This window comes from Tolypothrix tenuis PCC 7101 (assembly GCF_963874875.1).
In the GTDB taxonomy this organism is placed as follows: domain Bacteria; phylum Cyanobacteriota; class Cyanobacteriia; order Cyanobacteriales; family Nostocaceae; genus Aulosira; species Aulosira tenue.
Window position 1 is genome coordinate 7913533 of sequence record NZ_CAWNJS010000001.1, and the last position, 14200, is coordinate 7927732.

The following is a 14200-nucleotide window of genomic DNA, read 5'->3' on the forward strand; positions in this document are numbered from 1 at the left end:
GTAGGGCAATTTTGTGGGAGGTTTATACAGGGGCTGCACCCCTGGGATTGGGGACTGGGGATTGGGGATTGGGGATGAGGGGGAACGGGGAAGGGGGAAAGGAGAAAGGGATAAAAGGGGAACAATTACCAATTACCAATTACCAATTACCAATTACCAAATGACAAATAACCAATGACTAAATTAGTTGTAATTTGTGGAGCGACGGCAACGGGGAAGTCGGGTTTGGGTTTGGCTTTAGCTATGCACTTGGAGACTGTGATTCTCAGTGCTGATTCTCGCCAAGTTTATCGCGAGTTTAATATTGGCACAGCTAAACCGACATTAGCGGAACAAAAATTAGTGCCGCACTATTTAATAGATATCTGCGCGCCAACAAACACGATGACGGTAGCAGATTACCAAGAACAAGCACAAGCGTTAATTACTTCTGTTGCTAATTCTCCCCTATTAATGGTTGGAGGCACAGGTTTATACATACGTTCTATTGTTCAAGGCATGAAAATTCCGCGAGTGGCACCGCAATTAGAACTGCGATCGCAACTCACAGAACTTGGTCAAAATCAACTTTACGCTATGTTGCAACAAGTTGATCCGGTTGCTGCTCAAAAAATTCATCCCCATGACCCTGTACGGACTTTAAGGGCTTTAGAAGTATATTATGTGACGGGAATCCCTATTTCTGACCTACAAGGGGAGAATCCGCCAAATTACCCAATTTTACAAATTGGCTTAGATTGCGCTACTGACGCGTTACGCCTACGCATTCACCAGCGTACTGAGCAGATGATCAAAGAGGGATTAGTGGCTGAGGTCGATTATCTTTGCCAGAAATATGGTGCTGATTTACCTTTATTAAACACTTTAGGTTATCAAGAAATTAAGCAATATTTAGCTGGGGAAATTTCTTTAGAGGAAGCTCAAGAATTAATAGTTTTACATACGCGGCAATTTGCCAAGCGACAACGGACTTGGTTTCGCGCCTATCCCCAAATTGAATGGTTTGATGCCAATGATGCTGATTTATTCGCTAAAGTTTTGCGGCGTGTGGAGGAGTTTATGGACAAATGAAAAAGGAATTACTAATTCGTAATTCGTAATTCGTAGTTCGTAATTCGTAATTTGTAATTCGTAGTTCGTAATTCGTAATTAAAAATTTCTTAATTGCAGGGCATAACAAAGTCATTGATTAAGCAAAAAATAAATTTATTCATGATTGTGCTGCTCCTTTTAGAGATTGGTATATAGCGTCTAATCTAGCTTGGATAGCAGGCGGTTTAGCAGTGAAATGAATATAAAAACTGCCATTTTCTACTGGTTTATCAAACACCTTGGCATATATATCTTCTTGAAGCTCTGGAGGGATGTTTGGTACTAATAATTTGAGTTTGATATTAGTCTGTGCTGGTGGTGGAGAAACTTCTGGTGCGTTTTCCATGCGAATTTTAGCACCCTTAGCTGAGAGTTCAACTATACTTCCTTGATATATAGTTGTGCTAATATGCTTTTCTTCTAACAACGCATATTGTATAGGTATGATGCCTGAGAGTGGTAAAAATTCCTCTGCTTCTATAGATAGAAAAAGATTGTAATCTCCGCTAATTCCATAAACTTGGTGTACAGTAATTGGCTGTTTTACTCCTTTTGGCTGTACTTGTCTATTTCCACTTAATTGCACAATTGAGCCAGCAGCTTTTAATGTTTCATCAGATATTAAAACTTCACCTCCTGTTGTGTAAGATTCAATGCGATAAGTAAGGTTTACCTGACTACCCACGACACCATATTTAGTGCGTTTTTGTGAGCCGATATTACCTAAAATAACAAGTCCAGTATTAATCCCAATTCCCATGTCTAGTTGAGGAAAACCTAAATGTTGTAACCTTTCATTAACAGCAGTCATGGCTAATTGCATGGCACAAGCACAAGCTACTGCTTTAGCAGCATCATCTTCTTTGGGCATAGGCGCGCCAAATAGCACCAAAATGCCATCACCCATGAATTCATTAATAGTTCCTTGGTACTGGGTAATGACATCAGCCATGTATTCTAAATAGATGTTAAGGATTGTGATGACTTCTTCTGGTTGCGATCGCTCTGAGATGGCGGTGAATCCTCTTAAATCAGAAGTCAGGATTGTAATTCTCCGCCTCTCACCCCCAAGTTTCAATCCTTCGGGACTATCTAACAAGTTGGCGACAATTTCATCACTCAGATAACGGCCAAACACTTGGCGAATTAGGGAATTTCTTTTTTCTAAATCTGTATTGGCTTGAGCTAAATCAGCCGTGCGTTCTGTGACACGCACTTCTAATTCTCTAGTTGTTTGACGCAACCTACTAATAACCAAGGTTAACCCAGCTAGTCCTAGTACAGATAATCCTCCCAACATCACAAATGTTGTTTGCAAACTTTTATTAGTTTTTTCTGTAAAACTGTCTAGAGATTGAGTAATCGCCAAAACTCCCCGCACGTCTCCTACTTGCCAATCGCGTTTTGGACTATTAGGATCACTGTCGTGACAAGCGACGCAGCTAGCCTCCATACGTACAGATTGCCCATATCGCCATAAGCTACGACCATCTTGTTTTTCAAGACGAGAAAAATTGTTCTCTTCAGGATGTTGTCTTAAGTAGGTAAGTGCCTGTTTCTCAAAATCATCTCTGGGCCCACCTTCAGCTTTTCGCCAGGGATAGGGGTAATCACTGTATAACCTGACTGCCATCCCCGCTTTTTGTTCGCTGATGTTTTTTCCGAGTTCAATGGCGTAAGTTGCAGGTGGGGGAATTGCACCTTCTTTGATCAGGTAGTTGTGGATGACGCTAATTCCCTTAACTTTTCTGGCGCGATCGGCACCTGCACTACTGTAAAGATTCCAAGCATCAATTATTGATTTTGCTTGCAATTCGGCATTCATCAGTGCTTGGGATTTTATGAGGCTAGTCGAAAGACTAGACATATTTGCCAACGCTACACCTACTCCAATAGAGAATAAGAGCAGAAGAATCAAAACAGTTTGTTTAAAAAGCAGACTGAGGAAAAATCGCCATACGCGAGAAATAAACGTATTCATCGCTAAATTTGAGTACTATTTATTACTTTATTTTTTCACAAACTATTAATATATCTCAAGAAACATTGTAGATAAGTTATATGTAACAGGACTTACGCAACTGGTACACACATCTTCTGATTTAAGAGTCAAGCGTCAAGAGTCAAGGGTCAAAAATTCAGGTCTTTTGGACTTTTGACAGCCTAAACGAAAAAAATGTGACACTCGCGTAAGTCCTATGTAATTTATCTACATTTACTTGCTAAAACTGCTAACTGTTGTATTTGTATTTTTTTCTGGCAATATCTACGAATGTGAAGTTTTCTATTCTTTGATAAATATCTGCAACGCTGATTATTGCAAGTGTTATTTATAGTTTAGTTAACTGAGCTAGGAAACAAGCAGATTTTTTGACTTAATTTCGCCCAACGCATCATCTCTAAAGCTAGAGATTTTCTAGAAAAATGAAGATAAAAACTCCGGGAATCTGCTAAATTTTCCGATACTTTAGCATATATATCTTCTTGCAGTTCTGCTGGAATATTTGGTACTAACAAGTTGAGTTTAATGTTTGTTTGTGCAGGTGGTAAACAACCCTCAGATACATGATCGCAGTAGACTTTAGCTCCCTTTTCTGAGATTTGGATTACACTTCCCTGAAACATAGTTTCATTAATATGCTTTTCCTCAATCATGGCGTACTGGATAGGGATGATTTCAGTCAGAGTGAAGAATATTTCTTCTTCTCTGGGTAGAAAAAGGTTGTATGGTTTGCCAATACCGTCAACACAGTAAATATTAATTAGTTGTTTCACTCCTTTAGGATGTACTTGCTTTTGCCCGTTGATTCTGACAATAGAGCCAACTTCTTGTAATGTTTGTTCTGAAATCAGAATCTCACCCCCTAGACTGTAAGATTCAATCCGGTAAGCTAGATTTACTTGACTGCCGACAATACCATACTTAGTACGTTTCTCTGAGCCAATATTTCCCAAAATTACCAAACCTGTATTGATACCAATACCCATGTCTAGTTGAGGGAAATTTAAATACTTCAACTTTTCATTCACAGCATCCATCGCCAACTGCATAGCACAAGCACAAGCTACTGCTCTTAGCGCGTCATCTTCTCTAGGCGTAGGAGCACCAAATAGCACCAAAATTCCATCACCCATGAACTCATTAATGCTTCCCTGATACTTGGTAATGACATCTGCCATGTATTCAAAATAGATGTTGAGGATACTAATGACTTCTTCTGGTTGCGATCGCTCTGAGATGGCTGTAAATCCTCTTAAATCGGAAGTCAGGATCGTCATTTTTCTTCTATCGCCGCCAAGTTTCAATCTTTCTGGGCTTTCTAGCAAATTGGCGACAATATCATCACTTAAATAACGTCCAAACACTTGACGAATCAGTAAATTCCGTTTTTCTAAGTCCATATTGGCTTGAGCCAGTTGGGTAGTGCGTTCCTGTACTTTTTGTTCTAGAGTTTGGTAGAGCAGTGCATTTTCAATGGAAATAGCGGCTTGAGAAGATAAAATTTTTAAAACTTCCAGGTGATTTTCCGTAAATGCACCTGTGGTTAGGTGATTTTCCAAATACAATACACCCATAAGTTTGCCTTGATTTAGGATGGGAGTACAAAGAACTGATTGGGGTTGATTTTCCTGAATCAAAATATCTTTAATAAATAGCCCTTCACAAGTAGCATTGCTAAGGACGACATCCGACTGGGTTCTAGCTACATAATTGACGATGACTGTTGGTAGCACATCGCTGTGATCCACTGGCAATGATTGCAGAACTTTGACAGTATCGCTACCCACTTCTTTGACAGCTTTAATCCACAGTTCACCGTTTTGGCAGAGGATTAAAACACCTTTAGTTGCTCCCGCATTTTCAATCACGATCGCCATCAATTTCGCTAGTAAATTCTCCAAGACAATTTCACCTGCGATCGCTTGGGAAGCTTTGATTACAGTTGCCAAGTCTAGCGCTTCAGCAACACCACTATCACTGCTAGAAGAAGTTGCGGAAGTTGTCAGCCTATTAAGAGTTTGACTGATGCTGGTACGTGCTTTTTCAAAACTACTAGATTGCCATATAAGCAGATGAGAATAGGTCTCTTCTAACTGTCTAACTTTGGCGAGCGCTCCCCATCGCTGATAACAATAATGGGCATCCACCATGTAAACCTGAGCAATTTTGGTCATGCCTTTTGTTAAATAAAATTTGGCTGCTAGTTCATTTGCTAAAGCTTCTTCTTGTAAATATTCATGTTCTCTAGACAATTCTATGGCGCGATTATAGTTGTCTATTGCCTGAATATCTTCACCCAGAACTCGATGCTTTTCTGCTGCCACTAAATGATACTTCTGTAAGAAATTCATCGGTGCATGGTATGCCCAGATTTGCATTTTTTGTTGGTTAGTATGTACTTTATCTAATATCTGGACTTTTTCATCGCTTTCAGCCTCTGCATATATAGCTAGTTGGTATAAAGACTCATAAAAATTAAATATAGCTCCGAGAATAAATGCACATCCACTATCTAGGTATGTTTCTGCTAGCACAGCATATTTATTTACTAGTGGAAAATCTTGCAGTAAGTAACTAACTATCAGTCTGTTAATTGCCAAAACAAAAATTGTGTTACATAGATTAGCTTCTAGCAGAAATTTTAAGAGTTTTTCATCATTAAAATCCCCGCAGTTACAACCAACTGTGGGTTCAAATCTGTCCAGTAATTTCAAAATAGAGCGACGAATTATTTCATTCTTACAAAGTACTGATTCCTGTTTTAATTCCAGCATTAAATGGCTGTATTTTGACATATCCTGTTCAGTTTCTACCAATGGATACCCTGCGAGATAAGAATGGCAACCATAATGTAAAGCCGCTCGGGCAGCATATTCAAAATCTGCCATTTCTATACCGATTTGATAACTACTAAGTAAGGGTTTTAGTGTTTCTTTAACATGGAATTTCCACGGCATAATAAAGATATTAAAGGCAAAAAAAGTCTTAGCTTGAAATTCTTTAGCATCGAATTTATCTAAAATCTTTAATGCCAATTGACCAAACTCATAACCTGTATCAATATCATCCACAATCCCAGACAAAAATAAGCCATACCAAGCATAAGATGAAGCAGCAACTGCAGAATTACCATACTGAACTAATAGCTTCACTTGTTGCAGAGTCATCAATTGAAAGATGATCGGCGCTGTATTGTAAGCACTAATAGTCACATTTGACATTAGCCGGAGAGCGGCTATTTTATAGGGATCTGTCATTTCTGGTAGGTCAAGTAAATCCAGAGGTTCTTTACCAGCTAATGCATATTTTGTTTCTGTATAACTCTGTTGAACATCTAATTTACTGGGATTTTGTGGAAACCTAATTTCTAGTAAATCTAAAATTTCTAAGGTTGTTTCTATCGTTCCCTGCATCTTATTACGAGCAGCACAAAATTGGATTTTAATTTCATAGACTTTTACTTTATCAAGCACAGTCTTTGCTTGTTGTAAAACTATTTGCATATAACGCTCCATCTCTGCAAACTCGCCATTGATGTAGGCTGCTTCGACGGCTTCTTGATAAAGTGCTAGTGTTAGTTCATATTGCTCCTCCCAGCTACAATTACCTAACAGCTTCATGCCATTTCGCAAGTAATTCATTGCCGAATTATAGGCGGCGGATAGTTTGGATTTTTTACCAGCACAGAGATTTAATTCTGCCAATTCATACTTTTCTGATTGATTAGTAATCAATTGCATTCCAAAATTGAGTTGATTGACAATATCAAAAATTTTTTCTTCTCGTGCACATTGATTATTTTTGAGCAGTAGTTGCCCTACTTGTAGATGTACTATTTGTTTTTGGTCTTCGGGAATTAAGCAATCAGCAGCTTGCTGTACGCGATCGTGCAAGAATTTGTAAGATATCAAAGCTGGGAGATGAGAAACAGCAAATTTTGACTCTGTTTCTGTCTCTTGCTTGATCCAATCCTCAGTCCTCAGCAGTTGATCCTCATTTCCCAAAGGCAGAATTAGCCCTGACTCAATTGCTTCCCATAAATCACTAGCAGTTGCGATCGCAGTTTTTTTATAGACAATGGATAGGGTTTGCAAATCAAATTGATACCCAATACAAGCCGCTAGCTTTAAAATTTGTTGAGTCTGAGCAGAGAGTCTTTGAATTTTATCTGCCATTAAATCAACAACATTATTTGTAATGGGTGCAGCTTGAATATCCGCTATATTCCACTGCCATACTCCTTGATCAAAATCAAATTCTACTAGTTCTTGTGTGTATAAAGATTTCAAGAACTCATTCACAAAAAAAGGATTACCATGAGTTTTCTCAACAACCAGTTCCGCTAATGGCATGGCTCTCGATTGCTCACAATGTAGAGTTTCTGTAATTAACTGCGTAATATGAGCTAAATTTAACGGAGAAAGAGAGATATGATTGAGCTTAGGAAAAAGATTGTTACCACAATTGCTTTTATGATTGTGCTTTTGAATTTCTTTTAATGTCAACATTAATGGATGAGTTGCATTAACTTCTTTATCTCGATAGGCACCTATGAGAAATAAATAATGACTATTTGCTTCTGTCATCAGCAATTGGATCAGTTTTAAGGAAGCAGAATCTGCCCATTGTAAATCATCTAAAAAAAGTACTAAAGGGTGTTCAGGTTTACTAAATATATGGATGAAGTTTTGCAAGACTCTATTAAAGCGATTTTGTGATTCTACTACCCCTAGTTCTGCTACAGCAGGCTGTTGACCTACAATTAGTTCGATTTCAGGAATTACATTAATAATCACCTGGCAATTAGTCGATAAAGCAGCTAAAATTTTTACCCGCCAAACTGCAATTTGGGCATCAGATTCTGTCAACAACTGGCGAATTAATTTTTGAAATGCCTGAATTATAGAAGCATAGGGAATATTCCTCTGCAATTGGTCACACTTACCAGAAATAAAGTATCCTTTGTGCTTAGTAATTGGTTGATAAACTTCTTGTACTAATGCTGATTTGCCGATACCAGAATAACCAGATATAAGCATCATTTCTGAATAGCCAGATGGGGAATATAAGCATAATTTGTCTCTATCTCCCCCTAGTACTCGTTCACAAGCAGCTAACAAGGTGGCAATTTCTCTATCTCTGCCATATAATTTTTGAGGAATTTGAAAGATTGGTGAAATATCTTGCTGCCCTAATGGAAAGTATGAAATTTGCTTAGTTTCGCATAATTGATTGAGGCATTTTTGCAAATCGCCTCTCAATCCATAGCTACTTTGATATCTTTCTTCCGGCGTTTTGGCTAACAATTTCAAGATAATAGCGGAAATTGTTTCAGGAATATCCGAATTCAATTCATGAGGTGGTAGTGGCTGTTTTGCAATATGACAATGAACCAACTCCATTGCATCGTTAGTTTCAAATGGCAAATGCTGGGTGAGCATTTCATAAAAGGTGACACCTAAAGAGTAAAAGTCAGTCCGATAGTCTATTGATCTATTCATCCTTCCTGTTTGTTCTGGCGACATATAAGCTAATGTCCCTTCCAAACGATTGAGATTACAGATGAACTGGGTTTCTCTAGAAACTCGGGAAGCGATCGCAAAATCTGTAATTTTGATCTCGCCAGTTTGCGAGCTAATAATAATATTGTGTGGCTTAATGTCCTGATGAATAATTCGTTTTTTGAATAATTCGCCTAAAATATCTACTAATTTAATGGCAATTGTCAAAAATTCTGTGATTTTTAGGGTTTTTATTTGAATATATTGATATAGCGATTCTCCTCCAAAATCTTCTAATATCAATGCTAGAGAGCCATTAGTATTTTTCAAGCAATAAGACTTGACAATTCCTGGCATATTCAGAAATTGGGTGATGTCATATTCATGCTTCAATCTGGCGATATCATTAAGAGTGGGATATTCGTTGTTAACCACCTTCACAATTATTGGTTGTTGATCCCCTAGTCTAAAGCCCCGATAAATAACCGTTTTTGACCCTACATAAATAGTTTCTAGAATTTGATGCCCTGAAACTGTAATCATAGTTGTATTCTTGACTCCCAATAAGTATTACCTATTTTTTGATTTTCAATATTGAGGAATCACAATCAATTCCTCAATATTGGAACATCAACCATTTGGGCAGATGATTGGAAAATTTTTCATCTTAACGCTTGTAAGCTTTAAGAACACTGACTAAAGAGTGTTTATGTTGGGAAAGCTTTTGCAATAGCGCTAAAGAATATTTACAAACAGTTAATCCGTGAAGAGTTATCTATCAGTTATCAAGTGATTAATGTTAAGTAATCACTTGCATAACGAATTTAATAAACAAACCTTAAAATGTAGTTTTTAATACTGTTTATCAAATATGTTTATGGAATTTAAAAAAAGTAGATGAGAGAAGTTTAATAAAAGTATTGATTTGCAAATTTTCTTAGTAATGAAAAACTGAATAAATGATATTAGCTTGATTATCAAATCATGATAATCATAATTTGATAATCAAAAACACACAAGACAAGCATAATGCCGATTAAAAAAGTTTTCTCTAATCAATAGCGATGATGAAGTAGGTTAAAAGCAAATACAGTTCAGTTAAGAAAATTAATTGATAACAAAACCAAAAAACTAGTTACTCAACAAAAAAAACAGAACAATACTTTTGGAGGGGGTTTGGGGGACGCAACCGTCACCCAATCGGGGGTTTGGGGGAGAATCCCCCAATTGAGCTAGCTTTTTTAATAAATGAGTTTAACCCAAGCGTATTGTTGTGATCTAGTACGCAATAAATGCAAAAAAGGCGATCGCACTCTTGTAACTCCTGTCACAATATTCTTGTATGAGCCATGCAATTGCAGGCTCAGGTGCTTAACCTGGACTGCATCCTACCCCAATACTGCTCGGTTAAGGATTGTCAACTCTTAATTTGGTTTGGGGAAAAGGTGAAAGGGTAAGGGTTAAAGGCTTTTTCTTACCCCTTTTGCCCTTAACCGACAAGTATTGCATCCTACCCCTATCAGAAAAAAGTTATGCTCACCCAAGACAAACAACAACGTAACTGGAAACCTATTATTCAAGCATTTGAGGCTGTTCTGGGTAAAAATGGTGTAGTGCAACGCCGTGAGGAACTAATTACTTATGAATGCGATGGTTTAACAGGCTATCGTCAGCGTCCGGCGGTAGTTGTACTTCCCAGAACTACAGAACAGGTTGCAGCGGCGGTAAAGATATGCAACCAATACTCTCTTCCCTTCATTGCGCGGGGTTCTGGGACTGGGTTATCTGGTGGCGCTTTGCCTGGGGAAGATTCAGTTTTAATTGTTACTTCTTTAATGCGGCAAATACTCAGCATTGATTTAGAAAATCAACGTGCTGTTGTGCAACCAGGAGTAATTAATAGCTGGGTAACACAAGCAGTAAGTGGTGCAGGTTTTTATTATGCACCAGACCCCTCTAGCCAAATTATCTGTTCAATTGGCGGCAATATCGCCGAAAATTCTGGGGGCGTGCATTGTCTGAAATATGGTGTAACTACTAACCATGTTTTGGGATTAAAATTAGTGCTTCCTGATGGTGAGATTGTAGATGTAGGGGGACAAATTCCTGAAATGCCTGGTTATGATTTAACAGGTATATTTGTGGGTTCAGAAGGTACTTTGGGGATTGCTACAGAAATTACCCTGAAAATTCTCAAAACTGCAGAATCAATTTGTGTATTGTTAGCAGACTTTACGAGTGTTGAAGCTGCTGGTGCTGCTGTTTCCGATATCATCAGTGCGGGGATTATTCCTGGTGGTATGGAAATGATGGATAACTTTAGTATTAATGCTGTGGAAGATGTGGTAGCAACTAATTGTTATCCCCGCGATGCTACAGCAATTTTGCTAATTGAAATCGATGGTTTAGAAGTAGAAGTAGCAGGTAATAAACAACGGGTAATAGAAATTTGTAAACAAAACGGGGCGCGTAGTGTCACTTCTGCCAGTGATCCCGAAACGCGATTAAAACTTTGGAAAGGGCGGAAAGCTGCTTTTGCGGCTGCGGGACATTTAAGTCCAGATTATTATGTGCAAGATGGCGTAATTCCTCGAACTCAGTTACCCTATGTGTTACAAGAAATTGAGGCATTAAGCCAAAAATTTGGTTATCGAGTTGCCAATGTATTTCATGCGGGAGATGGTAATCTGCACCCACTAATTCTTTACGATAACTCCATACATGGGGCATTAGAAAAAGTTGAAGAATTAGGAGGAGAAATTCTCAAGCTTTGCGTGAAAGTCGGCGGTAGTATTTCGGGCGAACATGGTATTGGTGCAGATAAAAAATGCTATATGCCAGATATGTTTAGCTCAGTGGATTTAGAAACTATGCAATGGGTAAGGCAAGTTTTTAATCCTAAAGGGTTAGCTAATCCAGACAAGATATTTCCTACACCACGCACTTGTGGAGAAGCTGCAAATGCAGTAAGCACGAAAAATTTTGAAGGAATGGAGAGATTTTAATAATTAATAATTCGTAATTCGTAATTCGTAATTAAAAGCAAGATAATTACGAGTTACGAAGCAAACTGAGCAATTAGAAAGTTTTGAATGATGACCTGATCATGAGAATTATGTTGTATTCAGTCTAGATTTCTAGTAGAAATTACGATGAGATACATTGGTAGGGGCAAGGCACTGCCTTGTCCTTACAATTGTCTGGCTTTGCGCCCGCATAATTTACGTAATACCAATTCAAATAATGTTGGCGACACATCAATATATTCTAGAGGGCAAGGCAGTGCCTTGCCCCTACAATCTGTCGCGTTATTTTTTCAAATTGGTATAACGCAAAAAATATTTGAATTTGTATGATTTTTGGCAGATCTAAATCTCTGTTGATGCTGCAATTTGTCATTCTAGCTTTAATAACTGATGACGAATAACTTTGAGGACTGCTATAGTATAAAAGCCTGCTAAACCAGGCTTTTTTTGCATATATTTACTGTTTGATAAGGATGAGTATGTTTGTTATTCTCAAAGATTAAAATAGTTAAATTTGAGCAAATTTGATTTTGAGATATTTGCTAAAGTTGATGCTATAACTACATAATCCGGAAGCTGGAGATTGAATTTGTAGTTATATATTTTCCTTCTATCCTTTCTATCTCTTCAAAACGAAGTCAAGCCCATAAATGAATCGGTTTGCCCGCCGTTATTTTTGTTACTGGCTGTGTTTGGAATTATTATTATGCTTCATCGCATTTTCTCTTCCTTCTCATTCAGTTTATTACCAAAAAGCCAGTCCTCCAACTACAACCGAAATTCGTGGTGTTTGGCTAACTAATGTTGCCAGTGGTGTATTCTTTGTCCCTTGGGGTATTAACCGCGCTGTCAATCAACTTTCAGCGCTTAACTTTAATACTATTTATCCTGTAGTTTGGAACAGAGGACATACTTTTTACAATAGTGCAGTTGCCAAAAGAGTAACAGGTGCAGATACTCAACCTTTACTCAAAATTATGCATGGTGGACAAGATGTTTTAGCAGAGTTAATTCAACTTGCTAAACTTCAAGGTATCAGAATTGTCCCTTGGTTTGAATATGGGTTTATGACACCACCATATTCTCAATTAGCGCTACGTTACCCGGAATGGCTAACAAATGGGCAAGAGGGTATAAGGTCAATTAATGAAATTCCACCGGAAGAAATTGGTAATAATCATGTTACTAAACTAGCTTGGCTTAATCCTTTGCATCCACAAGTTCAAGAATTTATTCAAGAACTAATTGTAGAAGTTGTCAGTAAATATGATGTGGATGGGATTCAGCTTGACGACCATTTTGGGATGCCAGTACAGTTTGGTTACGATGCCTTTACTATCGAACTTTACCAACAAGAACACCAAGGTAAAAGTCCACCAAAAAATCCTTTTAACCCAGAATGGATGCGTTGGCGATCCGAAAAATTGACTGATTTCATGGCAGCAATTTATCAATCTGTCAAAGCAGTTAAACCTTATGTGAAAATTTCTTTGTCTCCCAACTCTCAAGCTTTTGCTTACAAATATTATTTGCAAAATTGGGAAGATTGGGTAAAAAAAGGTTTAATAGATGAGTTGATTTTACAGGTATATCGAGATAACAAAAATAGTTTTATTAGGGAACTAGAAAAGCCTGCGGTGGAATTTGCTCGCAGTCAAATACCTGTAGCTATTGGGATATCAACGGGCACATTGCGCGATTCCGTAGAGATAGCCCAAATCAAAGAACAAGTTAAGATAGCGCGCGATCGCAAATTTAATGGTATCTCATTTTTCTACTGGGAAAGTTTATGGGGTTATATCTCACCAGAGTCCCCCCAAAGGCGACGCAGGGCTTTTCTAGAGATGTTTAACACCAAAGCTGCGACACCAATTCTCCTACCAAAGAAAATTTGATGTTATTTGTACCTGTAAAAACTCAATTTAGCTTTACTTTGCAGTGGACGATAGCCACTTTGAGCGGTTTTTTGGTGAGTCTGCTATTCATTGAAATTGGCGAAAAGCCAGATTTGGGTTTATTACAGGCGATGATTGGCGGATTAGCGATCGCACTAGCTCAGACTATCATGCTCACCCATACCAGCTTTTACCTGAAGTGGGTATTGTTCACAATGGGGGGTTGGGGTGCGATCGCAATTATTGGTATAGGTGCTATAGGTTGGATTGTACCCACAACTGACTTACTCCCGACGAGGATGCTTTATGAGGCGCTTTCTGGGTTAATTGGCGGTTTCGTCATTGGATTTGCTCAATGGTGGGCTATTTACCAATCAGTTCCTTTAGCTTGGCGCTGGATATTTATTAGTGCATTTAGTTGGGCAATAGCCTTGCCCATCGGTGCAGCTATTGGCTTGATTTTACGCCAACTCACACAGTTTTTTCTAGGCGAAGTCATCGGTTTAGCGATCGCTTGGCTGCTGGTTGCTATTTTGACGGGGATGAATGCTTATAAGTTGTTGAAGTGATTGGGGGGTTGGGGATGAGGCAAGGGGGCAGGGGGCAGGGAGCAGGGGGAGAAATGATTAATGGCAAACACCAATTACCAATTACCAATTACCAATTACCAATGCCCAATGCCCA

6 protein-coding genes are annotated in these 14200 nt (G+C 38.3%); 4 read left to right on the forward strand and 2 right to left on the reverse strand.

Annotation, left to right across the window (positions count from 1 at the left end):
* The first annotated feature begins 174 nt into the window (after positions 1–174).
* Entirely contained in the window at positions 175–1071 is an 897-nt protein-coding gene (gene miaA / locus AACU25_RS31180; RefSeq protein WP_096582311.1) for a tRNA (adenosine(37)-N6)-dimethylallyltransferase MiaA, read from the forward strand.
* A gap of 139 nt (positions 1072–1210) precedes the next feature.
* Here the strand turns inward: miaA and AACU25_RS31185 are convergent, their stop codons facing one another.
* Positions 1211–2959: an adenylate/guanylate cyclase domain-containing protein gene (locus AACU25_RS31185; protein ID WP_321206600.1), complete on the reverse strand. Its 1749-nt coding sequence runs from the start codon at positions 2957–2959 to the stop codon at positions 1211–1213.
* Between the two features lie 470 nt (positions 2960–3429).
* The gene (locus tag AACU25_RS31190; RefSeq protein ID WP_096582315.1) at positions 3430–9138 is read right to left on the reverse strand and encodes an AAA family ATPase; all 5709 of its coding nucleotides are present in this window, start codon (positions 9136–9138) and stop codon (positions 3430–3432) included.
* 989 nt (positions 9139–10127) lie between these two features.
* On the opposite strand from AACU25_RS31190, the gene glcD reads away from it, so the two are divergent.
* From glcD to AACU25_RS31205, 3 genes are all read left to right on the forward strand, one after another.
* Positions 10128–11600 (forward strand): glycolate oxidase subunit GlcD, encoded by a 1473-nt coding sequence (gene glcD, locus AACU25_RS31195; RefSeq protein ID WP_096582317.1) that lies wholly within the window; start codon positions 10128–10130, stop codon positions 11598–11600.
* A 671-nt stretch (positions 11601–12271) separates the two neighbouring features.
* The gene (locus AACU25_RS31200; protein ID WP_096582319.1) at positions 12272–13516 is read left to right on the forward strand and encodes a glycoside hydrolase family 10-like protein; all 1245 of its coding nucleotides are present in this window, start codon (positions 12272–12274) and stop codon (positions 13514–13516) included.
* Positions 13516–14085, forward strand: a complete 570-nt coding sequence (locus AACU25_RS31205) for a hypothetical protein (RefSeq protein ID WP_096582321.1) — start codon at positions 13516–13518, stop codon at positions 14083–14085. The genes AACU25_RS31200 and AACU25_RS31205 overlap by 1 nt, the downstream gene beginning before the upstream one ends.
* Positions 14086–14200: the final 115 nt, after the last annotated feature.

Coding starts and splice junctions, on each gene's coding strand:
- AACU25_RS31200 (WP_096582319.1), top strand. CDS start 12,272: ATGAATCGGTTTGCCCGCCGTTATTTTTGTTACTGGCTGTGTTTGGAA.
- AACU25_RS31190 (WP_096582315.1), bottom strand. CDS start 9,138: ATGATTACAGTTTCAGGGCATCAAATTCTAGAAACTATTTATGTAGGG.
- glcD (WP_096582317.1), top strand. CDS start 10,128: ATGCTCACCCAAGACAAACAACAACGTAACTGGAAACCTATTATTCAA.
- miaA (WP_096582311.1), top strand. CDS start 175: ATGACTAAATTAGTTGTAATTTGTGGAGCGACGGCAACGGGGAAGTCG.
- AACU25_RS31205 (WP_096582321.1), top strand. CDS start 13,516: ATGTTATTTGTACCTGTAAAAACTCAATTTAGCTTTACTTTGCAGTGG.
- AACU25_RS31185 (WP_321206600.1), bottom strand. CDS start 2,959: ATGTCTAGTCTTTCGACTAGCCTCATAAAATCCCAAGCACTGATGAAT.